The sequence below is a fragment of the Arenibacter sp. F26102 genome (genome assembly GCF_023015865.1).
In the GTDB taxonomy this organism is placed as follows: Bacteria; Bacteroidota; Bacteroidia; order Flavobacteriales; family Flavobacteriaceae; genus Arenibacter.
The window spans coordinates 143,347-169,007 of record NZ_JALKBC010000006.1; the positions used below are offsets into that span (position 1 = coordinate 143,347).

The following is a 25,661-nucleotide window of genomic DNA, read 5'->3' on the forward strand; positions in this document are numbered from 1 at the left end:
AGGTTGCCTTTACCAATTATCCCATTCCTTGAGCCATAACAATGTCCCAATTATAAATATTACATGGAACCTAATTACGTTGTTAATTCTATTTTTTCGCTTTTTTCATACTATCAACTTCCTTCCTAAACCTCAATATCATGAGACTATCCAATTGCCCGCCAATACTGTCCCTCATGGAAGACCAATTCTGGGAATTCATATCACCGGCATACCGCATTATCTTGTTAAATCTAGCCACATTAAACCGATTCGCTTTCCAAGCGGCCTCGGTACTTTCCTTATGTTTTAAATCCTGCAAGTAAATACCAACTCCAAAGCCAACTAAGATAATTCCCAGTACCAATAACCACCGTGCGGTTGTTTTAGACATTATTCTGAATTTAGATTAAAACAATAAAATAATTCATAGGACACTATGGTATTTACGTAAAAAATAGTGCCTACGGACTGTTTTTTAGAAATATTTTACGACCTAAACTCCTTAGCTAGCAGTTAAATTATATAAACTTAGAAATTACCATGAGCAATACAATAACTGCAAAGGCACCACTAAAAGTCAACACAAGGTCGATAAAAATAAATTTCCTTTTCATTACTTTAATTTAATATTAATTGTTTTCCTCTGCGATCCATCACCATAAGGTCGGAAAGCCTAAAAGTTTGATTGGGTTCTTCCTAGGTTTAAATTCTAAATGTGCTTATTTCAAGACATCTTACTAATTCTAAAGTTAGTCTGGAATGATTGAATATAAAAATATCAACGTTCAACGCTTAAAAACCTTGGATAAAATGTAGAATTACCTCACCACCCACTAATAATCAATGTAATTTGGTACCATTAGAAAATGAAGGTCGACTTTGTTTTTTTAGAGAAAATTGTTTCGAACTTTAATATTGAGGCAATTGACTAATCATCATAAGGAAGTGCAAATTTTAGAAAACTACTAACCACTTAGATCTTGTAAGAGACCAAATATATGTAAGTACTGAAATGGCGCGAATGTTCTCCTTATAGATCATGGCCAATGTCCAAAATCTGATTGACTATTAATTAAACAAATTGTTCTAAATTTCCGTACCCAAGGATTTACCGGTTTTTTCTTAATGTTTTACCATTTTTCAAACATCTTATTCTAATATATTTGATAGTAAATTTTTATATAATGTAAGTAAAGTGTTTCGGAATAAAAAGTTAGAAAAACTAGTAAGTAGCAGAAATCTTGCATCTAGAGTTGTTGGATGCACCAGTTTAGGTAAAAAAGTAAACCCGATTAAATGAAAAGGCAATCTATTATTATCCTTCTGTCCACATTTTGTTCAATGTTGACCTTCCCTCAATCTTTTGAGCTTACGGTTGATGCGAACTTTGATCAACCAAATAACATTCGTCAACATTTGTGTAAGATGGCCAGTAATATTACCCGTAATTTCCTAAAAGATATTAAAAATTTGGAGGACTGGGAGGCTGTTCGCGAGGAACGGCACCAACAATTTCTTGAAATGTTGGGGCTACAGGGAAAGCCCCTTAAAGGACAAAGAGCTCCCCTAAATGTCACCAAAACAGGTAGCATTCAAAAAAAGGGATACCGTATCGAAAAGCTATATTACGAATCTTTGCCCGGGCTTTATGTGCCTGCCAACCTCTATATTCCCGATGGAATCAAAACACCAGTGCCCGCGATCTTGTACGTTAGTGGCCATGCCCATTCCCAAAAATACAACTATCAAGCACATGCCAAGAATTTCGCCCAAAACGGCTTTGTGTGCCTAATTATCGAAACCATTCAACGAGGAGAAGTAAAAGGAGAGCATTTAGGGCAAGAATCCAATGGATGGTTCCATTGGTACAGTAGAGGCTACAATCCTGCCGGAGTGGAGGTATGGAATGGAATACGAGGCTTAGTTCTTTTGTCCGCAATGCCAGAAGTAGATATAAATAATCTTGGCGTAACCGGCATTTCTGGTGGCGGTTCCCAAAGCTGGTATCTGCCGGTGGCCGATTCAAGAATCAAGGCAGCAGCTGCTGTAGCTGGCGCAGGTTCGTTGGAAGGTCAAATAGTACAAAAAACAATCGATGACCATTGCGACTGTATGATGCCGATCAATACCTATGGTATCGACTTTACCGACATCGGTGCATTGATCGCGCCACGACCATTTATGATTGCACAACCAAATCGCGATCTATATTATTCCATTGAAGCAGTCCATACGCTGTACAATAAGATAAAACCCATCTATTCCTTCTACGGAAAACCAGATAATTTGACCATGAAAGATGCTACTGGAGGGCACAGCTATGGGTCGAAGGAAGAACTGCGCCCAGAAATTCTATCGTTCTTTTTAAAGGCGTTAAAGGGTAAAAATATACCACCGGATAAATTGGGGAAAATTGACACATCGTTGGAACTGTCGGAGGAAGAATTAAAAGTCTATATAAATGGCGTACCTAGTGACGACAGAACGAAATATATTCAGGATTCGTTCGTAGACTTGGCCACAGCGCCAGAAATTAAAACGGTAGAACAACTTAATTCCTATAGAAACGAGGTAAAGGCTTTTTTGAAAGAAAAAACGTTTGGTGCATTTCCCGACGAACCCGGACCGTTGGACATGCGATTGGATTTCATATCATCGAGCAAATCGGGAAATGAAAGAAAAGACTACAGCTTTGTTTCAGAGGAAGGATGGCGATTGAAGGTTTCAATGCAATTAGGGCAGCCGACTGATAAGGATCAACCGCTTCTTTTGGTTTTGAAAAACCCCAATGAGGAACGTTATGAATCGGACGCTTTGGTCAGTGGTCTGAGAGGGAAAGTAATCATTGCCTATTTTGAGGCACGTGGAATCGGCGATACCGGTTGGTCCGCATCACAACAATGGCATATCCGGAGGGCAGCAGCCTGGACGGGAAGAACCATCGCCTCCATGCGTGTCTATGATGTACTACGCTGTTTGGAAGCCTTGCGGAGCATCCCAGGTGTGGATACCGACAACATTAGCATTCTAGCACAGGGCGAAATGGCGGCCATAGCCCCTTATGCAACTCTATTGGATGGCAATGTAAAAACCCTACTACTGAAAGATCCGCCTGCGACCCAAAATGCACCAAGTGACCCAACGGGTAAAGGCGAGGCCATTGAAATGCTGAATTGTTTGAGAGTAACCGATCTACCGCAAGTGGCAGGTTTGCATTATCCCAATGAACTCCTTATTATGGGCAATGAGCCAAAAACATATGAGTGGACCCAAGACCTTTATGAAAATTTGGATAGGCCTGATGGCTACAAAAAAGTTCAAAAAGCATCACAGTGGCTGGATGATTAATTTTAGGAATACATTCCACAGACATTTTAAAAAATGAATTCAAATAACTAACCAGTCCCTTAAATAAGACCTACTAACTAATAGAAGTTACCCTTATGGATGAAAAACCGTAACCGTTAACGGTAAATAATGGAGCCCTTGATATTATGTCATGGAACACAAATAAGACATTACTTCATTATTCTTGTCAATTGAAAATATCTCTGATAGTTTTCTGGGATGTCCGCAATATCCAATAGGCAACCTTCCTCCATATAAGGATAAATTTCATCATATGTCTTTACAATGTACATGCCCACCCTCTTGCTGATATGTTCGCGCCTTAAATCTGCAGGACCATCCAATCCGGCTGCTGCAATCAATTCCAAAAAACTATGGATAGTGGCTTCGTGGTAATTTTTCGCCCTTGGTGCTTTGTCGTCCACCACTAGACCTTTAACAAGCGACCTGTTCTGTGTGGCAATCCCCGTAGGGCAAGTATTCATGTTGCATTGCAAGGCCTGGATACACCCGATGGACAACATCATGGCACGGGCACTGTTGCAACCATCGGCTCCCAGTGCCAATGCCCGTGCCATATGAAATCCGGTTATGATTTTTCCTGCCACGATTACTTTTATATCCTTTTTCAATCCGAAACCTACCAAGGTATCGTGTACAAAAATCAACCCTTCGCGCAATGGCATGCCCATCGTATTCGAAAATTCCACCGGAGCGGCTCCAGTGCCGCCTTCTCCGCCATCAACAGTAATAAAATCGGGAGTTATGCCTGTAAAGATCATGGCCTCGCAGAAATCCATAAATTCCTGTTTCCTACCAATGCACAACTTGAACCCGATCGGTTTTCCATCGGACAGGTCGCGCAGTTTTTTAATAAAATACATGAATTGAATAGGGTCCTCAAAAGCCGAATGTGATGGAGGGGAATGAACGGCAATGCCAGGTTTGATATGCCTGATCTTTGCGATTTCCTCTGTATTCTTTATGGCAGGCAATATTCCCCCATGACCGGGTTTTGCCCCTTGCGACAGTTTAATCTCTATCATTTTTACCGATGGTCGCAGGGCATTTTCACGAAACGTTCTTTCATTAAAAGTGCCATCATCGTTTCTACAGCCGAAATACCCGGTACCAATCTGCCAAATAAGGTCGCCCCCGTATTTCAGATGATGATCGCTGATACCCCCTTCGCCAGTGTTGTGAGCAAAATTCCCCATTTTGGCACCCTTATTTAAGGCCATAACGGCATTGTTGCTCAAAGAGCCGAAACTCATGGCCGAAATATTCAATAGACTTGAAGAATAAGGCTGTTTACAATCCTTGCCTCCAATCAGCAATCTGGGAAACTCCCCAATATTCTTTGGATTGTGCTTTGCGTACATCGAATGTTCCATCCATTCATATCCCGAGTGGTAAAGATCCATCTGCGTACCAAAAGGTTCGGTATCTGTCTCGCCCTTCGCCCTTCGGTAGATCACTGACCTTAAAATACGGTTCAACGGCCTTCCCTCTGTATCCGTCTCAACAAAATATTGCATTATCTCCGGCCTTATGGATTCCAATACATAACGAAACCGACCAATCAACGGAAAGTTGCGTCTTATTGTATGTCGTTTTTGAAAGATATCAAAGACGCCCATCAAAACTAATGGCCCTACCAATATGAAACTCCATAAAATAAGAGGCCGGAAAAGGGCAATGCAGATGATGGTGATGACAACTACGGTTGAGATAAGAATAAAACGTTCACGGACTTTCATAGAATGGCATGTTTGGTTAACAACATAAACAAGAAATAGAACTCTATTGCTGTAAGCTAATATATATCGTTTATAATTAGAAATCAAACCTTCTATAAAGACGGATTTGAAGAATAGATAAGCACTTAAACATCAGCATTTTGGTAAATTTAGAGCGAATTTTAGTAATATGAATCAGTAATTGGCATCAGTTATCAGGGAACATATAAAACAAATATGGCGTTTAATAGATCAGTTAAGTGCGCTTAGAGGAAAATTGATCATTTTATGAGCCATATTTAATTATGGTTTAAGTGAAAATAATATTCTTGACTGCCTAAAATATAGCGCAAATTAGATTTTTACAAGATGAAATTTAAAATTACCCAAAAATCCCTTTGGAATTTTTTGAGATTGAAACATTTTTTTACCAACTAGGTATGGCCATTTTTACTAGCTGGTATTTCATCCTGGAAGATATGGGTGAAGGAGGATATCGCAATCCGGCTTGGATCTTGGGAGGAGTTGAAAAAGACGGCCAAATTGAATGGGTGCAACTGGAAGTTTTGCTTTACCACCCCTACTTTTTACTCCAGGCACGCAGATTTTTCGAAACAATCCACACCTTATTCTTCCAATTATCTTATCGGGGACAAAATCGAAATTTTATTCAATTTTTGGAATAATTTGCGTACCTTATGGAAAGGTAATTTGTTTAAAGTCCAAATTGTCCTGCCATGGAAAAAAGAAAGACAATGGCCACGGAAACCACTGGCCAAAAACCTTATTCGGAGAGCTATCTGGACCAAAAGACTGTGAAGTTTTGGGATGATAAATTTTTCATTGTAGGCATAGGCGCTTCCGCAGGAGGTTTAGAGGCTTTTAAAGAATTTTTTACCGCTATGCCCAGTACCCCCGATATGGCATTTGTTCTCATACAACATTTAGATCCTAATCACAAAAGCCTGATGGTCCAACTTTTGAAGAACCACACTCAAATGACGGTGACCGAAGTGGAGGACAACACAAAAGTGGTTCCTGACCATGTGTATATTATACCCCCGAACAAGAACATGGCAATCTTTAACGGAGTGCTGCATCTTATAGAACCCTCTGAGTCGCGGGGGTTTTGGAAACCGATCGATTTTTTTCTGAGCTCCCTTGCTGAGGATCAACGGGAAAGGTCTGTTGGGATAATATTGTCAGGTACGGGAACCGAGGGAACCCTTAGTCTAAAGAAAATCAAAGGACATGGCGGGCTGGCCGTTGTTCAGGATCCCAAAACGGCCAAATACGATGAGATGCCGCGGAGCGCCATATCGGCAGGGGCGGAAGATTTTGTACTACCCGTCCATGAAATGCCCAATTTCCTTATTACATATCGCAAAAATCGAAAAATTGTTTCTCAGAATAAACTTCTCCCTACTTCGGGGTCCTCAGAACTTTTGGATAAAATTTTTACACTGCTACGCAATGAAACAGGGTGTGATTTTTGCGAATACAAAGAGGTTACACTAATGCGTCAGATCGAAAAGCGCATGGCCATTAACCAAATGGACAAATTGGAAGATTATATTAAATACCTTCAGACCGCCAGGGGTGAGGTGGTTAAATTGTTTCAAGAACTTCTAATAGGGGTTACGTGTTTTTTTAGGGATAAGGAGGCCTTCCGAGTATTGCAAGAAATAATAATCCCCAGGATTATTCGGGATAAAAAAGACGGGGACGACATCCGCATCTGGGTTCCTGGCTGCTCTACAGGGGAAGAGGCCTATTCCCTTGCCATACTATTTAATGAGGCCATATGCCAACAATCCAAAAAAATAAAAGTCCAGATTTTTGCATCGGACCTAGACGAAAATGCCATTAATTGTGCCCGTAAGGGGGTTTATCTTGAAACCATCGCCTTGGATATGCCGCCCGAAATCCTGACCCGCTACTTTCAGCCCGAGACCGTCAATTTTCGCATACGGAAGGAAATCCGTGACCAAGTCATTTTTTCTGGACACAACCTCCTTAAAGACCCTCCCTTCTCCAAACAGGATCTGGTGAGCTGCAGAAACCTGTTGATCTATCTAAAGCCTGAAGCCCAGAGAAAGGTTGTGGACGTATTTCATTATGCCCTGAAACCCCATGGTATTCTGTTTATTGGAAGTTCCGAATCCCTTGGGAACAATTCCTATCTTTTTGAGGTACTGGATCAGAAAAACAAACTTTACAGACACAAAAAGGTAGACCAGGATGAAATACCCAATATCGGGCATCTATTCCGGGTGCCAATTCCCATAATTAATGCAAAGAACCGAATACGTAAAAAGGACAATGGCCAAAGCCTCGCAAGCATTACAGAGCAACTACTGCTGGCGGACTATGCCCCTGCCTGCACAATAATAAACCATAAAGGGGTCTGTGTTTACTTTTCAGGAAACACGGGCAGTTATCTACAACCTTTACAGGGCGAGGCACAATTGAATATATTGAATATGGCCACAGGGGGACTAAGAACAGAACTGTGCATCCTAATCAACAAAGTTCGTAAAACCCTTAAAATGAAAGAGCGAAAGGGGATAACTATTGAAATGGACGGCAGAACTCGGAAAATAGATCTGCGTATAAGGCCTATGAACCACTTAGAACCAATTGGCGATTACTTGATGGTAACGTTCCATGACAGGGAAGAATACCAGGAAAAAATCACAGGAACAAAGGTGGTAAAATCGGAGGAAGTTTTTGAATTGCACGCCTTGGAACAGGAATTGGCCGAAACCAAGGAATATTTACGTTCCACGATCGAACAACTCGAGGTTTCCAACGTGGAACTTAAATACTCCAACGAGGAACTCCAATCCAGCAATGAGGAATTGCAATGTACCAATGAGGAGATGGAAACCTCCAAAGAGGAATTACAGAGCATAAACGAGGAGTTGATTACCGTAAACACAGAGCTGCAAGCCAAAATGGACGAGCTTGCCAATACCAACGACGATTTGGATAACCTCCTTGCCAGTACGGAAATAGGGACTCTATTTCTAGATTCAGAATTGATTATAAAGCGTTTTACGCCTTCCATGTCCCAAATCTTCAACCTTATTCCAAGTGATGTCAACAGGTCGGTGAGGGATTTGTCCTCGAACCTTATAAATAATAGGTTACTGGACGAGCTAGAAAAAGTCCTAACTACTCTTGTGCCATTGAAAACTACCGTCAAGAGCAAAGATGGTACGTGGTATCAAATGCGGGCTATTCCTTACCAGAATTCAGAGAATGTCATAAAAGGGTTGACGGTGACGTTTGTAGATACCACCCAAGAGACTTTGGTTACTGAAGAGTTAAAGGATATCAAGGAGCGATACGAACAGTTATTGTCTATCACAAAAACAATGGTCTATACCCAAGATAATAATCTGGTATACACCAGTCTCTCGGACAAACATCCCGATTTTGAGTTCAGGAACATAGTAGGTAAAACAGACCAGGAGCTCTTTTCTGGCCACGAAGCCAAAGTATTGAATACCATAAAGAAAAAAGTGCTCCGAACAGGGGAACCGGCCAAGGAATCGGTTCAATTAAAATTGGGAGGTCGAACACGATTTTACGACCTTGTGGTCCGGCCGGTGTTGGAGAATAATAAAATCATCGGAATTGACTGTACTTCAATGGATATAACTGAATTTGCCATGGCGGAGAGAGATCTAAAGGTTCTTAAAAAGGATGAAAATGGATAGTTCTAAGCGCATAGGGAACGAACTTCGAACCAAAGCCGAGGCCCGGGCCAAAAGGACTCGCCTTTTCAATAAGGATTTTTCAATGGAGAAGGCAAGAACTTTGCTGTACGAACTGGAGGTACACCAGATAGAATTGGAGATGCAGAATACTGAGTTGCGCGAAACCCAAGCCCATTTGGAGAAAGTAAAGGACGAATATACCGATCTTTTCGACTTTGCCCCAGTAGGTTACTTGATCTTGGACGAAAAGGGAACTATCCTCAACATCAATCTTACGGGTTGCAATCTCCTGGGACAAAATCGAGCCCGTATAAAAGGAAAACCTTTTTCTGCTTATTTATCAAGGGAGGAATCCAATGCGTTTTATCTGAGGTTAAAAGAAGCATTTAAAACCGGCACCCTGCCGGCGTTCGACCTCCAATTGAACCATAAGACCAGTGTCACAGCGCTTAGCGTACTTGTGCAAGGTGTGGTGACCACAAATGAACATAGTGAATGCTCACAGTGCCGAGTATCCCTACAGGATGTTACAGATCTACGAAAAGCTGAGAAACTGCTAGAGGAAAAGGCACGTATCCAGCGATATTTAGATATGGCCCCCATTGTTTTTCTTTTATTGGATCCTGGGCACAATGTAAAAATGATCAATCAGAAAGGCTGCGATCTCTTGGGCTATAATCGGCTGCACGTACAAGGAAAGAACTGGTTCCAAAACTTTAGCCCCCCATTGGACGAAAAAGGGATTACTACAAATGCCGATTTACACTACAAAAAATTGCTTTTAGAACCTTATTGTGAATATTACATTGTCCGTAAGAACGGGGAACGGCGATTGATCGCATGGAGCAATTCCAGCTTGCTGGACAAGAAAGGCAACATCATAGGAACCATAATTGCAGGAGATGACATCACTAGTCGCAAAAAAGTGGATGATGGCAAACAAGCGTATCTGATGGAACTGGAAAAAACGGTCAAACTTCGCACCAAAGCCTGGAAAACACTAAAGGCAGAGAAAAAGACCTACCAGATGAACAGCCGTTTTGTTTTACGGGCCTCTCGGGAACTCCACAGAGAGCTTACCTCTCTGACGGCCTCCGTAAACTTGGTAGAGAAATATTATGGTCCAGGTCAGCACACAAAACAATTACCGTATATTTTCAAGGTACGATCAGGCGTTATTAGGCTTGGTTTGATGTTCGACAACTTTCTTTTAATGGATAGGCTGGAACGTGGAAAGGTAAAGGTCCATATGACGGTTTTTGATCTTGAAAAGTTCGTAAATGGTATCAATAAGAAATTGGAGGGCCTCCTACAAAATGACCTGGAAATAAACTATCGGCATCATGGCAATGTCAAGGTATTAAGTGACAAGAAGATCCTGGAGAAAGTATTTACAAATCTCATTGACAATGCCATTAAATTTTCCGATTTGGATATTAACGTGAAAACTATGGCCAATAATGGTCTTTTGATTGCTAGCTTTAAGGATAGGGGGATCGGAATACCAAAAGAGGAACAACAATATGTCTTCAACAAATACTACAAGGCCAAGAATACTGACAAAACTAAGGGAACTGGTTTAGGTCTTGCTGTTGCCAAGCAATGTGTGGAATTGTTGAATGGTACCTTAGAATTTGCTAGCAATCTTAAAACTGGAAGTACTTTTACGGTGGTGCTGCCGCAGGTCCGACCTTGAGCTCTAGAGACCTGCCCATAAAGAGAGATTCAAAAAAAAGCCGTCAATAATCCACCTTTCAGCTCACCCCATTTTCCTTTCCTGACCATAAGGTCTTTGGTAGAATCCATCACTCACTGGCCTGAAATGGCACAGAATTACATCCCTACAAGCTATTTATGAATCCAATATCTTAAGGCCATTAAGAATACTATTTCTTTATGCCTTGGATAAGGTATTGACCATCGCTCTTTTTCCGCCGAAAAATTAACGATAAGAGAATGAAATAAATATATTCAGGAAGGTCAAATAACCGGTCATATTTAAATAATTACCATTTATACTGATTTTCCCACCATACATACAGAACAAGAGCTTGATTTGGGATTTCCGCTAAATTTAGCGTAATTTCTGACGACCTACTTTAGATTATTGCCAACTTGATTATAAACCCAAAATTTACCGCACCATGGAAGTCACAGTTAATCGGCGTAGGCATAATATTAAAAGGGCGAACCGGAACATTATTGGGAGACAGGACTCATATGGTTCTCGAAGGCCTGGCAACATAAAAACAACACCAAAACGGACAACGCCAATTAATGACCCTTCTATTGGAATTAAATTAATAGTGCGCCTGGAGCGGAACAACCAAACACTTTTAATATTAAGAAATGAGCTGGACTCATATGTCTATGAGCCCAGAACTCCTGAATTGTTTGAACGCATAGAATATTTGAAAGATCAAATAGAAATTACAAGAATAAAAAATTCGAAAATAATAGGTTTCTTGATGCATCATAAACATGTCGTTTGGGATTATTTGGATTACATAAAGTACGCCATCAGCAAATTTTATGACCTAAAAGGTAGAATAGAGGCATATATGTACGACGCATGCAATGACCGACAAGAGTATTAGAGCTGAAATAAGTTGAATGTCAACTCAAAAATAGGATTGACTCTGACATTTCACTTTGTCAAAAATATTTAAAGGACCACCCTTTTAAACACCCCCTTGGATACAGCTTGTACTGAGCGTAATCGAAATGCTCAGGACAAACTCCGAGACTTCCAGCCCTTGGCGGGACAGGCTTCTCGCCTCTCCGATTACAAAACTATCGACTACAAAAAAAGCCCCTCATTTCTGAAGAGCTTTCTACTAAGTACAGGCGGAGAGACTCGAACTCTCACACCTTGCGGCACTAGATCCTAAGTCTAGCGTGTCTACCAATTCCACCACGCCTGCATTTCAATATTTACATGAGGCACTAGATTCAACCCTAGTTGGCTGCCTCCCGATAGCTATCTGGACCAGCATGCCTACATTTAACCCGATTATTATCGGGATGCAAATATAAAGTAATTTTTCAATTTTAAAATACTTAGCCAATAAAAAGTTCTTTTTTGTAAATTTAGCCTTCAATTAAACCAAAACATGCAAGACATTTCGGAGTACCTAGTCAAAAACAAAGAACGTTTTATCAATGAGTTGATACACCTCCTAAAGATACCCTCAGTGAGCGCCGACCCAGCGTATTCCCAGGATGTCATCAATGCTTCCGAAGCCGTTAAGGCCTCATTGTTGGAGGCCGGTTGCGATAACGCTGAAATATGTGAAACCAATGGATACCCTATCGTCTACGGTGAAAAAATAATAAATCCGGAATTGCCCACCGTTCTGGTTTACGGGCATTATGACGTTCAACCCGCAGATCCAATAGACCTTTGGAACTCGCCTCCTTTTGAGCCCGTAATAAAATCCACCGATATCCACCCCGAAGGGGCCATCTTTGCTAGGGGTGCCTGCGATGACAAGGGACAAATGTATATGCATGTAAAGGCTCTGGAGTTCATGGTGAAAACCAACCAATTGCCCTGCAACGTGAAATTTATGATCGAAGGGGAAGAAGAAGTAGGAAGCGAGAATTTGGGCACTTTCGTAGCCGAGAACAAAGAAAAATTGGCCAATGACATTATCCTAATTTCAGATACCGGTATGATTGCCAACAATGTGCCTTCCATAACCACAGGTTTGCGTGGACTTAGCTATGTGGAAGTAGAGGTTACAGGCCCTAACAGGGACCTGCATTCAGGCTTATACGGTGGTGCCGTGGCCAATCCTATCAACGTATTGACCAAAATGATTGCCTCACTTCACGATGAAAACAACCATATCACCATCCCGGGTTTCTATGATAAAGTGGAAGAACTTTCCAAGGAAGAACGTGCTGAAATGGCCAAGGCACCTTTTAGCTTGGAGAACTACAAAAAAGCCTTGGATATAAAGGCCGTTTATGGAGAAAAAGGTTATACCACCAACGAACGCAACTCCATTAGACCCACCTTGGACGTTAACGGAATTTGGGGCGGATATATAGGTGCGGGAGCAAAAACCGTAATTGCCAGTAAGGCCTATGCAAAAATCTCCATGCGCTTGGTACCCCATCAGGATTGGAAAGAAATAACGGAGTTGTTCAAGACCCATTTCGAAAGTCTGGCACCGGAGGGAGTTACGGTTAAGGTTACCCCGCACCATGGTGGCCAAGGTTATGTAACGCCAATAGACAACAATGCTTATAAAGCGGCTTCAAAAGCTTATGAAACTACCTTTGGAAAGACCCCAATACCTCAGCGTAGTGGAGGCAGCATCCCCATTGTTTCCCTTTTCGAAAAGGAATTGAATAGCAAGACCATCCTTATGGGATTCGGTCTGGACAGTGATGCCATTCATTCTCCCAACGAGCATTTTGGCGTTTGGAACTACCTAAAAGGTATAGAGACCATTCCGTATTTCTATCAATACTTTACGGAATTATCCAAATAAGGTAGAATTTTATTTATGGGCGTTCCCCTTGCGGGTCGCTCTTTCCGCTGTATCTTTTTTGGCAGCTGTCATGTCCTGCAAGGTTTTCAAAACCTTGTAGGACTAAAACCATCGTCCAACTAAGATACCTACAAGGTTTGACAAACCTTGTAGGAGTAAGGCCAAAAAAGGATGCCGCTGCAATAGCTAACGCAAAATCAATTAACGTTGATGCCGGGGTTTTACAATATAATGCTCCCCACCCTGGACAGGGAGGGATGGATTCTTTACCGACAAAGAGTCGGGAAAGAAGACGGGGCGGGTAGAAAGACCGTAAAAATAGAGATTGCACCAATAGCCACATCATAATTGCCCAAGGATGCAAGCTATCCCTTCCGTCATCCCGACAAAAAGGTCGGGATGCCACCTTCCCTTGCACACCATTGGCTAGTCCTGCAAGGTTTTGGAAACCTTGTAGGACTCAAGCACCTAGCTTACCAAAACTCCCAGATAAATTAAAACGCTCTTACTCCATACCTACAAGGTTAAAAATAAACCTTGCAGGATTAGGGACAGGCCGACAAAAAGTTAAAAAAAGTGGCTCCCCACCCTGGACAGGGAGGGGTGGATTCTTTACCGATACCGGGTCGGGAAAGAAGACGGGGCGGGTAGAAAGACCGTAAACCAGAGATCGCACCAATAGCCACATCACATTAACACAAGGATGTGCTCTACCCCTTCCTTCATCCCGACAAAAAAAAGTCGGGATGCCACCTTCACATACGCCTCATTAGGTTGTCCTGCAAGGTTTTCAAAACCTTGTAGGACTCAAGCACCTAGCTTAACAAGACTTCCAGACAAATAAAAACGCTCTTACACCATACCTACAAGGTTAAAAAAACCTTGCATGATTAGAAACAGGCCGACAAAAAGTTAAAAAAATTGGCTCCCCACCCTGGACAGGGCGGGGTGGATTCTTTACCGACAAAGAGTCGGGCAAGAAGACGGGGCGGGTGGAAAGCCCTTAGCAATAGAGATTGCACCAATAGCCACATCATAATTGCCCAAGGATGCAAGCTATCCCTTCCGTCATCCCGACAAAAAGGTCGGGATGCCACCTTCCCCTGCACACCATTGGCTAGTCCTGCAAGGTTTTGAAAACCTTGTAGGACTCAAGCACCTAGCTTACCAAAACTCCCAGATAAATTAAAACGCTCTTACTCCATACCTACAAGGTTAAAAATAAACCTTGCAGGATTAGGGACAGGCCGACAAAAAGTTAAAAAAAGCTGCTCCCTACCCTGGACAGGGAGAGGTGGATTCTTTTCCGACTTCGAGTCGGGAAAGCAGAAGGGGCTGGTAGAAAGACCGTAAAAATAGAGATTGCACCAATAGCCACATCGCAACAGCCTATGGATGCAAACTACCCCTTCTGCCATCCCCTGCACACCATTGGTGTAGTCCTACAAGGTTAAAAAAAAACCTTGCAGGATTGGAAGCTGGCCTAACAGGAAAAGCCAGGTTAACCATCATGCACTTGCACTAAAACTACAAGGCTAAAGCGAACCTTGCAGGATTCAAGCCAAAAAAGGATGCCGCTGCAATAGCTAACGCAAAATCAATATACAATAAACAAGGTAAGTCTATTGTTTCCCAACCTGTTAATTTCCGGTCAATAAACAATCTTATGGATCAATCCCTAAACCCGTTGTCATAGTCAAGCTTTTTACTTAACCCGAAATCAATATTCATCCCTCCCAGCAAGAAAAACTACTCTACATTTGTAGAATTAAAATATTTGCTCTATGTTTGTAGAACAAATAATCATTTTACAAATGAAACTATCAAAAACAGAAGAAGAATTAATGAACCACCTCTGGAAGCTCAACAAAGCTTTTATGAAAGATCTGTTGGAGGTCTATCCGGAACCCAAACCGGCCACCACTACCGTGGCTACCTTGCTAAAACGGATGACGGACAAAGGCTTTGTTGGGTATAAATTGCTTGTCAACGCCAGACAATACTACCCTTTGGTAAAGAAAAAAGACTATTTCTCCAAACACTTGGACGGACTCATAAAAACCTTTTTTAACGATAGTGCTTCCCAGTTTGCTTCCTTCTTTGCCCAAGAAACCGATTTGAGCAAGGAAGAACTGGAAGAATTAAGAAACTTGATCGATACCGAAATTAAAAACAAATAATCATGTGGATCTATCTTTTAAAATTTAGTGCGTGTTTAGCCATACTCCTGCTATTTTACAAGTTAGCGCTGGAGAAGGTCCATATTCATCATTTTAAAAGATATTATCTGCTATCTGCCTTTCTCATTTCCCTAAGTATTCCCTTAATCACCTTTACCCAATATGTTACCGTAACCTTAGAGCCGTCACTGATTGAAACGTACATTGACCAAATCCCTAGTAACCCCATAGAAAACAAAACCAACAACGAGCCATTATTACCCATTATTCTATGGTGCATTTACGTTTTAGGGGTATTCATTTTCGCACTAAAGTTTTTTGGGAACCTCAGGGTGTTGATCAAAAATATTACGTATAATCCCAAATTAAAATCGGGACGTATTCATCACGTGTTGCTTCAAGAATTGATTGCTCCGCACACCTTTTTTAGCTATATTTTTTTTAACAGAACCAATTACGAATCCCAGAAAATTCCGCAAGAAGTTTTTTGGCATGAGGAAACCCATGCCTTACAAAAACACAGCTTGGATATCTTACTGTTGGAGCTGATTCAAATTCTCTTATGGTTTCACCCATTGATTTACTGGGCAAAGCATTTGGCAAAACTGAACCACGAATTTTTAGCGGACCAGGCCGTTTTAAAAAGAGGGACTAGTGTTCCCAACTATCAAAACTTGGTATTGGCATTCTCATCAATTGCCGTAACATCCCCTTTGGCAAACACTTTTCATTATTCATCAATCAAAAAACGAATCGTCATCATGAAAACACAAACATCAAAAAAAGCCATTTGGCTTAAAGGTTTATTGTTAATTCCATTAATGGCCCTCCTACTCTACGGTTTTAGCACCAAAGAAGTTCTTGAAGTTCAAAAAATCGAGACCGTTACTATTGAGCAGGACTACCAACAAGAAACAATAATAGAGGATATTGAACAGGAAAAAATTAATGATTCAAGAAATCAAAATATTCCAACACAGGAAATTTCTATAGCCATTAATAAAAAAGGACAGTTGTTGGTCAATGTTGATTTGGTTAAAATCGAAGACCTAAAATCGCACCTACTTAAATACAACCAAAACCTAACAAAAGAACAAAGGGAGCAAAGCGTTAGGGCCGTTATTAGTGTAGAGAAAGAAACTCCAGACAATATCATTAAACAAGTAGATGCCATTTTAATGGACTATGGCGTAGCCTCCATAGACATTAAAGGACCAACAAGATTCCCAACCCAAGTCGGGGCCACCAATACGGAAATACAGGAATTCAACATCCTCGCCAAAAAATACAATGCACAACCCCAAGAAACAAGGGTTATTCCGTTAAAGGACCTAAAGAAATTAGAAACTATTTACGGACGTATGAGCAATCAGCAAAAACAGCAGGCTCTGCCCTTTCCTGAATGCCCACCAGTTCCACCAGCCCCTGATCCTGCTCCTGCTCCAAAGCTGGTTCCAACCATAAAAAAAAGTGAATCAAGTCCTATTCCACCAGTTCCAACACCGCCAAAGACAGAAACAAACGTTGACCATGAAGAAGCGTTAGGAAACGATAATCATATCTCAAGAAAAGTGGTGTCGAAAGCGAAAATAGTACCCGTTGTTAGCTCCGATTTCCCACCACCTCCTCCAACCATAGCATACCATCGCTCTACCGAAAATTATTCCAAAAAAGTAAAAAATGCCATGGAAAGCTATTTAAAAAAAGCTAAAATCTATAGGACTGAAGTCTCCAATTACCATTACGAGAACAAGGGCAGTATTGATGAACTGAAAAAAACCTATTATGAAGTTATGAAATTATACTCGGAATATAAAAATATTGCTTTGGAGGAAAATGTTTATGTGCATCCGGTCCCTTTATATTCTGACACTAAGGGAGAGTTTGGAAATCCAGATTCCACACTAAATAAGGAAGAAGATAATATTCCAGCACCAAATTTAAAAAGTAGCGAAAATCAAAAACTAAAGGCCATAAAAGAGCCTTCCGTATATTATGGAAAATTGCACACCGTACCTCAGCCGCCACCTCAGCCTAACCCTAATCCAGTGATTTATATAAAGGAATTGGCCGAAAAAGGAGCGACCTTTTATATAGGCCCTCATCAATATAAGACGACTGAAGCAATGGAATTGGTTCGAAAGAGTAAAGATCCAAGCATTGATGTAAGCGATTACCCCATCGTGAGACTGGGTGGTTGTTGATGTTCTCATTCCAAACAAAACTTAAAACAGTCCTGCAAGGTTTTGAAAACCTTTTAGGACTCAAGCACCAAGCTTACCAAGACTTCCAGATAAATTAAAACGCTCTTACTCCATACCTACAAGGTTCAAAAAAAACCTTGCAGGAATGGAAGAATGCCTAAACGGGAAAACCAGATAAGCAATGATGTCCAAACACCATACCTACAAGGTTTTGAAAACCTTGCAGGATTAGGGACAGGCCGAGAAAAAGTTAAAAAAAGTGGCTCCCCACCCTGGACAGGGAGGGGTGGATTCTTTACCGACTTCGAGTCGGGAAAGCATACGGGGCGGGTGGAAAGCCCTTAGCAATAGAGATTGCACCAATAGCCACATCATAATTGCCCAAGGATGCAAACTATCCCTTCCGCCATCCCGACAAAAAAGTCGGAATGCCACGTTCCCCTGCACACCATTGGGTAGTCCTACAAGGTTTAAAAAAACCTTGCTGGATTAGGAACAGGACACAAAAAAGCCAAGAGACCCAAATATCCTAAGAATAAGAATTAAGGTCTCTTGGCTACAAACTATACTAATACTAATATTGTTCCAATAAGTAATTCAACAAATCGGTAGTAGTAACAATCCCTACCAAGTCTCCATTCTCAACCACCGGCAAAGCATGAAATTCCTTTTTGGCCAAAATTTCCGCTACCTCTTTAATGGTCAATGCGGGGGCAATGTGTACTGGATCTTTGACCATTACCTGTTCTATGCTCAACATATTATAGACCGCCGTGTCTACTTGGGACTCATCCTCTCCATAATTATCAACAAAATTAATTCGCAATAAATCCGTTAAACTCAGAATTCCAATAATCTTTTTATTGTTCACAACTGGAATGTGACGAATCTTATGCTTTTCGAACAATTTTTCGGCATCCAATAGACTGTTAGTGTGATTTATTGTAACTAAATCGGTTGTCATAATTTTTGATACTGGCTCTCTTTTTTTCATACTTAATTAAATTTTGAAATTGTTCAATATTTGGTGGGTTTAAAATCGGAGCACCAATACTCAGATGGCAGGAACTCGTCATTAAACCAAAAGGTCCGTTCTGCCCGTTTAAACCAACACACTAAAGGTCGCCAACATTCCTTACTTAAAACATGATATAAGTCAGCCCAAACAAAGATCCAGTAATAATTAGGGGCATAAAAACTTGCAGTTTGAAAGCCCCAAGATAAGATTGATACCTACAAGGTTGTGAAAACCTTGCAGGACTGGAGCCATAATCTATCCGTTATACCTACAAGGTTTTTTAAACCTTGCAGGATTGGAAGCAGGCCGATCAAATAACAACTACACAACCCATCATTGTTGGTTTCGACGGACTCATGGCTAGAATAAATGCCCTGAATAAATTGCCATGGTTGCCCTCTTTTTTTATTTTTCTTTTGTTCCTGGCCATAGAAACATCACCCATAATCGCAAAATTATTATCGCCAAAAGGCGCATACGATTATAAATTGGAAGACGAGGAAAGTGCCGTTAGGACCTGGGTTACCAAAAAAGTTAGTCAACGGGATAAAGTATTGGAACAGATACTCTGTTAAACAACAAAATTTACGGTGAAATAGCTGAGGAGGAAGAAATTTACAATTATAAAAAACAAAAGTCTGAGGAATTGCTGAAGTTACAGGCCAATGCCTTTCATGAGGTACAAGTAAAGAGTTAATAGAGCCATTAAACGCATGCCTAAATCTATAATACATTGAGGCCATTATCACTTTGACTGTCCGGTTGAGCGCAGTCGAAACCTATAAGACAGCAATTGCATGATTTCTGTAAAACAAAAAAATGAATGGCAACCTACCAATCTGTCCACTAACTCGAGAGATGCATCCCCGAGGTCAAGGGCAATCCCTCGTTAATTCCCCCACATCCTTGCCCAAAGGGCAGTCATGAGTTTTTTGGCATCACGCTTTAATTTAGGGGTCTCCTCTACCAACAGTTCACCGCCCGTGGCAACCAACTTATAATTGAAAGCAAATTGCTGCTCATTGGGATCCAAACTCATCAATCCAAATCGCAGGTCATTAAAAAACAACTGACCGTTCTTCTCATTTATAGTAAACCATCCTTCGGTAATTTTCTTGAGCCGCAAAACCTTGTCATTCCCAGCCAAGCTGCCCAATAATTCATGGTTTTTAGGATACCTACTAAATTCCACAGGCTTATCATCAAAAAAAGAGTAGTTCCCTATTAGGTAAGCATCACCTGCATCCACATTCGCAGACCAAAGAATAGTATTAAACGGAGACGGTCTAATATCCATCTCGTGATAAGCTATCCCTTGCTCATCCAGACTATCCGTAATCTTTTTAAAGGCAATTCCCTTGAGCACCAAAGTCAGTCCTAAATAGGCACTGCTAACTGTCAATCCAAGGGTATTATAACGCCCACGCATAGGCGAGTCGCGCTTTTGTCGCAGGGCCATTATAAGAAACGCTAAAAAGGGCAGGGTATATAAAGGATCAATGACAAATATATTCTGAAAAGCCAACCTCAAGTCAAATGGCCAAAATAGTTGGGTTCCCCAAGTGGTAAAAGCATCCAATATGGGATGTGTAAAGAGTCCCCAAAACATTAACCAGGACCAGTCTTTCCATGTGGCAGGTCCATTTCTCTCCAACTTATAAATCAGCCACCCGAAAATTGGAGCAAATATTACCGAAAAGAAAATAGAGTGACTAACTCCTCTGTGCAATTCTATAGCCGTAACACTATCCGTAACATAATTGGCCAAAACGTCGAGGTCTGGAATGGTGCCCGCAATGGCTCCATACAGCATAGCCTTATTACCGACTTTATTGCCTAAAACCGCTTCTCCTACCGCGGCACCCAATACTATCTGTGTTAGAGAATCCATTGTTGTTTTTTATTCAAAAAGCCTCAGCCAGAATTAACTAAGGGTTAAGGAAATATCCTCATCCCCAGCAATCCTCCCACGTAGACTATTCCACTATTTCCATCTTCTTCAACAAGAAAGAGGCATTCATATTTTTACAAACCCCAGTTTTGAAGGTATAATCAAAATGAAGTTCGTTGTCTATAATTTCAGCATCAAAATAATAATTTTTGATCTGTGGCAAGTCTTCAGAAGCCTCACACAAACTCAGATCATGGGTAGCAATGATTCCGGTGGATTTTGAGGCCACCAACTTTTCAACAAACTTCCGAGAGCCAATGGCCTTATCCATGCTGTTGGTCCCTTTTAGAATTTCATCCAAAACAATAAAATATTTGTCGTTCTGAATTTCATCAACGATAAATTTCAACCGCTTCAATTCCGAAAAGAAATAAGATTCATCATCCGTAAGGGAATCCGTGGTACGCATGCTGGTAATTAATTTAATCGGGGAATACTCGGCTGCAGATGCACATACCGGAAGTCCAACATTAGCCATAACAATCTGAAGGGAAACCGTTCTTAAAAAGGTACTTTTTCCCGCCATATTGGCCCCTGTTACAATAAAAAACTGTTCCTTAAGGATGTTGATATCATTTGGCACTGCCTTCTTGGGGTCTAACAAAGGATGTGATGCCCTCTCCGACCTCAGCACTATCTCGTTTTCCACCAAATTAGGATAAGTATAGGATGGATGGTTATGGGCAAAATTGCCTAAACTATTGTAGGCATCAAAAATGGCGATGGTATGAAACCAATTTTCCACTTTTAATCCATGTTTGCCAATCCACTGCTCTACCCTATATGCTTGACGCAAATCCCAAAGAAAAAATCCATTACCTAGCAAAGCAAAAAACATATTGTTTCGTTGATCCAATGCACTGAGTATTTCCGAGAATTCCTTTAACACCCTTGATGCCAACTGTTCCTTGGAAACAACACTATTCCTTTTCTCTTTTAAAAGGTCAGAAGTAAATTCCTCTTCTTCTATTTTCAGAATTAACTTTTGATATTGTTGAAAGGTGCTTTGTAACTTATTGGCATCTGAGGCCAAAATTGAAGTTTTTTTAAGGTAAAAACCACTGATCAACAAACCGAGCAAAAGAATAATAAAAATGGGAAAACCCGGTGAAATTCCCAACAAGTAGCCCCCGATTAAAATCACGGAAACCAGGGAAAATAGATTGGGCAGAAAACGCATTGCCTTGGGAACATAGGCCTTGTACCCTTTGAGCCATGAAACTATGGTCTTGGTGGTCGTATCCGTTTTAACCAAGATAGCAATAGCTGAAAATTGCTGCCTCCAATCGGACATTTTTGCAAGCTCCTCCACTGCTTTTTGTTTGGACTCAATACCATCGATATTATTGGACAAGAGCATTTCCACCAACATATCACTGCCTTGGTTCAAGGCGGTGCGATTGCTATACTGATAAAACGAACCTTTTCCAAACAGATCAATATCCTGGGCAAAATAGTGTGTAGGCTTCTTGTAGTCAGAACCGTCGGGAAGATGATAAAAATTGCGTTCCAGCACCTGAATCTCAGTTTCGTTAATTTTTATCAACGCCAATAACATATCCCGTTCGTACTGTAAGTCCGTATGCTTGGAAACCAGATATAGGAATATGCCGATGGTAACGATAATTATCCCAAGGACCAATTTTGTTTCACCAAAAACAAGGTAGACCAAGGTAATGACAACAACAAAAAGAATCAATCGAACCGTACTTGATAGGGCTAGTCGCTGTTTTACCTTGCCTAATAGCTCCCGGTGAGCTTCAACTCTTTTTTTATAAAATACTTTTAAGTCTTCCATTTAGGAATTTAAAATGTGAATAATTTAAATATTATCAATCCAATGCCCTAAGTTCGACTTGCACTTTCTTTGTTAGCCCGGCAACTACCAATTCATAGGAATGGTCTATTAATTCAAGGACCAAAGTCGGAGCTAGCCCTTCCAAATAAAGAGTGTTCCAATGTACCTTACTCATGTGGTATCCAGGAATGATTTTACCGTCATAGGTTTCACGCAGCTCAATGGCTCTTTCAGGATCGCATTTTAAATTAGCCTGGGACGGAATCCTTTCCAAGGGTACAAGGGCAAACATTTTACCCATCACCTTGAATACCAAGGTTGAGGCATCAAATGGAAACTCTTCCGTAACTCCCTTTTTATTGATACAATGCTCCCTAAATTCCTCTATATTCATAGTATCGGTTCTATGGAATCACCAACGGGCCAGCTCTTTTAAACTATCCCATGTTACCCTACATTTAAGCACCTCCTGATCACCGATGTCATTTCCTGCCACGGTTTCAAAATTAACTCCTCCCAAACGCTCATAAAAGGCCATAGCGCTGGTATTGTTCTTTAGCACCCATAAATACAATTTCCCTTTGGGTTTCTTCTTCAGTGCTTCTTGGGCCACCATGCCCATCAAATGTCTGCCAATTCCCTTTCCCTTGACCGTCGCCAACACATGCAAGTTGTCCAATAAGGTACCGTGTTCAGCATCATCCTCAAGAAAGGCACAAGCAAATCCGCAGATTTCCCCATCCCGTTCAGCTACCAAAACGACTTGATTAGGAGAGGGATTGCTTAGTCTATCTTTCCAAACCTCTTCTCTCTCCAGTTCAGCTTCCACATCCAAAAAATGATCACTAAAATCACCTCTGTAATGCTGTTGCCAATTTTTTACGTGCAATTTGGCAATTTCTAAATAATCACTGGCCTTGGCCTGCCTATACGTCAACATAACAAAAGATTAAATTCCTAGGGAATCGTACACTATTACCTTGGTCCATAAACTACTGGATTCCGCTACAAATAGGTTATGGGCTTCTTCGGTCTGATATTTTGCCTGTGCATCTGCAGATTCAAAAGAAACCACCAAGGAATAAGTAAAGGATCCGTCTACAACATCGCGCGTTGCTTTAGGGGGTACACCTACAAAGTTGGTCTTGGCATATTTGGAATCTCGCATAAACTTCAAGATAGATGTCTCAAAAGCCTTTCTATCCTCCACACTATCTGGGTTCTTTAACCAAAAATAAACGGTGTGCACATAATTGGAATCAAAGTTCTTCATGTTTTCTTTGTTTTGACCATAGCTGTATACGGTCATTGTTAAAAATATTACAGTATAAATTATAGTTTTCATAATTAGGATTGTTTTTAATAGTGCCCCAAGTCTGCACCAATAAGATTGGTTCTTAAACTGCTAAAATAAAAAACAATTATCCAATTTGGACCCTTTGGACAAAAGGAAATTACTGATCTAAAACCTGCTTTTTGCGCTGGCTCATTTCCAAGGCAGAATAGTCTAGTTTCCAACCAATGGTTTCCACAATCTTTTCGATTAACAGTACAGCTTCCAAGGCCTCCTTATTGGCCGTATCCATTAGACCACTTTGGGGAATTTTATCCCTAATATGTTGCTTTGCCTCCATATTTAACGAAGTAAGATCTGTAGGTGTAAAAGTATTGAAAAGTCCGTTCTGTATATCGTAAAATTGTAATTCAGGGGCAATGGATAAAATTTCAGCCTGCGGGAAATTGGTAAGAATAATTTTCTTCTTATCATTATCGGCATGCATTTGTAATTTCTTTAGGTCAAAACCAATATGTGCCTTGGCGTTTATGATGATCAATGCCTTCTTCTTACTGCTTACTAGACTCAGAAAGCGTTCCTTGGTGTTTTCGTACCGATAAATTTCAGCGAAATCACCTTCTACGGTTATTAGTTTACAAACGCTTTTTATCTTATCCAATAGAATGGTCGACTGGTGTTCCGTTAGCTCTTTACTCCTTTTTTTTCGAAAAAAGGAAAACACCCAGTACATTGCAATGGCCCCGAGAATAAGACCCAAAAAAAGTTCCAATATATCACTCATTTGCCTTACCTATTTCTCCTAAATGGGTGTATTTAAACCCCTTGTTATATTTAAGTCCATAACCAAATATCCTGTCCATGGAAGCATGGGAAAAAAGGATAATCCCTATTAACTGACACAAAGGTAATGAAAGATAAATACCGAGAAAATAAATAGCGATGGCCAAGCCTTTATGATGAAATGTATTATATCCTATGGCACCAATCTTATTTCCCATAAGATAGCCAAGCATCCCAATATCTGGTGCCAAAATTAGCCCAACAAACCACCACCAGCTATAAGGCAACATACCAAATAGATAAATTCCCAAAAGAAACATTAGTAATTCTTCTGCTTTTAAAAGTAATTGCATCCCATTGTGCATCACTCCTCTATTAAATATAGAACGGGTCTACTGGGACTGGCATCATTTTCAAACGCCGCCATCTGTAAATTTAGAAAATACTTCCCGTCCGCAATGGTATTGGCCACAAAAACAAACTCGGTTATAGTTGCTTGCAACCGCCGTTTTCCGTGGTAGTTCCAAAAAGTTTTATGTGCCAATAGGGCTCCGTCATCCTTTTCCTTATCCACAGAAGGTAGATCCACCAATAAGTGCTCCACTCCTTTATCTACCAACAATTGGGCGGCGGATTCCAACAAATATGGGGGATTGGTATTGGCATATTGCCTAGTCATTTTGTCCCTAAGGTTAGGGATGGTCCGAATGACCACTGCCTCCCTATTTTTATTGCCCAAGGCATATTGCAATTGCTTTTTGGAGATTACAAAATCCCCATTTATCTTTTCTGGGGCTATGGTAATGACCTCGGTCATAAAAAAGAATTTGGAAAGGCTTTTATTTACGGAATAGAACTCTTCCGTTATATGACCAATGCATTCCGTATGGGTGCCATGGGCATGAGGATTAAAACTAATATCGTTGAAATTGGTCGAGGCACCTTCGGAGACCTTCCCAATAAATTCCCCTTCGGTATGGGGCTCAATTTTCGGCGGTTCCACATACCATGCATTTACATTGGTACTCTTTCCTGTAATGGGAATAGAGATGTCCAAGGGCTTGGAAAGATCTATTGTATAATTTTTGGTGTTGTGTTTTATAATGGTTTTCATGTATGCTGAACTTCTTAATCGTG

The 25,661-nt window shown here is 40.8% G+C and carries 18 protein-coding genes, 1 tRNA gene and 1 pseudogene; 8 read left to right on the forward strand and 12 right to left on the reverse strand.

All coding sequences use genetic code 11. From position 1 onward, the window contains the following. Positions 1–88: 88 nt before the first annotated feature. Positions 89–373, reverse strand: coding sequence for a hypothetical protein (locus MWU78_RS10465; RefSeq protein ID WP_246997662.1), 285 nt, complete (start codon positions 371–373; stop codon positions 89–91). A gap of 905 nt (positions 374–1,278) precedes the next feature. Here MWU78_RS10465 and MWU78_RS10470 point away from each other — a divergent pair. After that, entirely contained in the window at positions 1,279–3,330 is a 2,052-nt protein-coding gene (locus tag MWU78_RS10470) for a hypothetical protein (protein ID WP_246997664.1), read from the forward strand. A 170-nt stretch (positions 3,331–3,500) separates the two neighbouring features. Here the strand turns inward: MWU78_RS10470 and MWU78_RS10475 are convergent, their stop codons facing one another. Next, positions 3,501–5,090 carry an FMN-binding glutamate synthase family protein gene (locus tag MWU78_RS10475; protein WP_246997666.1) on the reverse strand — a complete coding sequence of 530 codons (1,590 nt, stop codon included), beginning with the start codon at positions 5,088–5,090 and terminating at the stop codon, positions 3,501–3,503. 716 nt (positions 5,091–5,806) lie between these two features. On the opposite strand from MWU78_RS10475, the gene MWU78_RS10480 reads away from it, so the two are divergent. The 3 genes from MWU78_RS10480 (at position 5,807) to MWU78_RS10490 (ending at position 11,391) form a co-directional block, all read left to right on the forward strand. After that, a complete protein-coding gene (locus tag MWU78_RS10480; RefSeq protein ID WP_246997668.1) occupies positions 5,807–8,794 on the forward strand; it encodes a chemotaxis protein CheB in 2,988 nt (995 codons plus the stop codon). Then, complete coding sequence (locus tag MWU78_RS10485; RefSeq protein ID WP_246997670.1) at positions 8,787–10,490, forward strand: PAS domain-containing sensor histidine kinase; 1,704 nt, start codon at positions 8,787–8,789, stop codon at positions 10,488–10,490. The genes MWU78_RS10480 and MWU78_RS10485 overlap by 8 nt, the downstream gene beginning before the upstream one ends. 448 nt (positions 10,491–10,938) lie before the next feature. Further along, on the forward strand, positions 10,939–11,391 hold the full coding sequence (locus MWU78_RS10490) for a hypothetical protein (RefSeq protein WP_246997672.1): 453 nt from the start codon (positions 10,939–10,941) through the stop codon (positions 11,389–11,391). Between the two features lie 245 nt (positions 11,392–11,636). Here the strand turns inward: MWU78_RS10490 and MWU78_RS10495 are convergent. After that, positions 11,637–11,718, reverse strand: a tRNA-Leu gene (locus MWU78_RS10495). 189 nt (positions 11,719–11,907) lie between these two features. Between MWU78_RS10495 and MWU78_RS10500 the strand changes: the two genes are divergently transcribed. The 3 genes from MWU78_RS10500 to MWU78_RS10510 all read left to right on the forward strand — a co-directional run bounded on the left by MWU78_RS10500 (position 11,908) and on the right by MWU78_RS10510 (position 17,680). Next, complete coding sequence (locus MWU78_RS10500; RefSeq protein WP_246997674.1) at positions 11,908–13,296, forward strand: dipeptidase; 1,389 nt, start codon at positions 11,908–11,910, stop codon at positions 13,294–13,296. A 1,814-nt stretch (positions 13,297–15,110) separates the two neighbouring features. Further along, on the forward strand, positions 15,111–15,476 hold the full coding sequence (locus MWU78_RS10505) for a BlaI/MecI/CopY family transcriptional regulator (protein ID WP_246997676.1): 366 nt from the start codon (positions 15,111–15,113) through the stop codon (positions 15,474–15,476). Between the two features lie 2 nt (positions 15,477–15,478). Then, positions 15,479–17,680: a M56 family metallopeptidase gene (locus MWU78_RS10510; protein ID WP_246997678.1), complete on the forward strand. Its 2,202-nt coding sequence runs from the start codon at positions 15,479–15,481 to the stop codon at positions 17,678–17,680. Between the two features lie 574 nt (positions 17,681–18,254). On the opposite strand, the gene MWU78_RS10515 is transcribed toward MWU78_RS10510, so the two are convergent. Beyond that, the gene (locus MWU78_RS10515) at positions 18,255–18,674 is read right to left on the reverse strand and encodes a CBS domain-containing protein (RefSeq protein ID WP_246997680.1); all 420 of its coding nucleotides are present in this window, start codon (positions 18,672–18,674) and stop codon (positions 18,255–18,257) included. Positions 18,675–19,021: 347 nt separating this feature from the next. Here MWU78_RS10515 and MWU78_RS10520 point away from each other — a divergent pair. After that, positions 19,022–19,395, forward strand: a pseudogene (locus MWU78_RS10520) (DUF4407 domain-containing protein); the annotation flags it as partial. 192 nt (positions 19,396–19,587) lie between these two features. Here the strand turns inward: MWU78_RS10520 and MWU78_RS10525 are convergent. The 8 genes from MWU78_RS10525 to MWU78_RS10560 form a co-directional block, all read right to left on the reverse strand. After that, on the reverse strand, positions 19,588–20,589 hold the full coding sequence (locus MWU78_RS10525) for a metal-dependent hydrolase (protein ID WP_246997682.1): 1,002 nt from the start codon (positions 20,587–20,589) through the stop codon (positions 19,588–19,590). An 85-nt stretch (positions 20,590–20,674) separates the two neighbouring features. After that, positions 20,675–22,447 carry a DNA mismatch repair protein MutS gene (locus MWU78_RS10530; RefSeq protein ID WP_246997684.1) on the reverse strand — a complete coding sequence of 591 codons (1,773 nt, stop codon included), beginning with the start codon at positions 22,445–22,447 and terminating at the stop codon, positions 20,675–20,677. A 34-nt stretch (positions 22,448–22,481) separates the two neighbouring features. Continuing rightward, positions 22,482–22,841, reverse strand: a complete 360-nt coding sequence (locus tag MWU78_RS10535; RefSeq protein WP_246997686.1) for an MmcQ/YjbR family DNA-binding protein — start codon at positions 22,839–22,841, stop codon at positions 22,482–22,484. An 18-nt stretch (positions 22,842–22,859) separates the two neighbouring features. Next, positions 22,860–23,387 carry a GNAT family N-acetyltransferase gene (locus MWU78_RS10540; protein WP_246997688.1) on the reverse strand — a complete coding sequence of 176 codons (528 nt, stop codon included), beginning with the start codon at positions 23,385–23,387 and terminating at the stop codon, positions 22,860–22,862. Between the two features lie 9 nt (positions 23,388–23,396). Further along, positions 23,397–23,792, reverse strand: coding sequence for a Dabb family protein (locus tag MWU78_RS10545; RefSeq protein ID WP_246997690.1), 396 nt, complete (start codon positions 23,790–23,792; stop codon positions 23,397–23,399). Between the two features lie 109 nt (positions 23,793–23,901). Continuing rightward, complete coding sequence (locus MWU78_RS10550) at positions 23,902–24,525, reverse strand: DUF4230 domain-containing protein (RefSeq protein WP_246997692.1); 624 nt, start codon at positions 24,523–24,525, stop codon at positions 23,902–23,904. Next, the gene (locus tag MWU78_RS10555; protein WP_246997852.1) at positions 24,518–24,877 is read right to left on the reverse strand and encodes a DUF4260 domain-containing protein; all 360 of its coding nucleotides are present in this window, start codon (positions 24,875–24,877) and stop codon (positions 24,518–24,520) included. The genes MWU78_RS10550 and MWU78_RS10555 overlap by 8 nt, the downstream gene beginning before the upstream one ends. An 11-nt stretch (positions 24,878–24,888) precedes the next feature. Beyond that, positions 24,889–25,638 (reverse strand): cyclase family protein, encoded by a 750-nt coding sequence (locus MWU78_RS10560; protein ID WP_246997694.1) that lies wholly within the window; start codon positions 25,636–25,638, stop codon positions 24,889–24,891. Between the last annotated feature and the right edge of the window lie 23 nt (positions 25,639–25,661).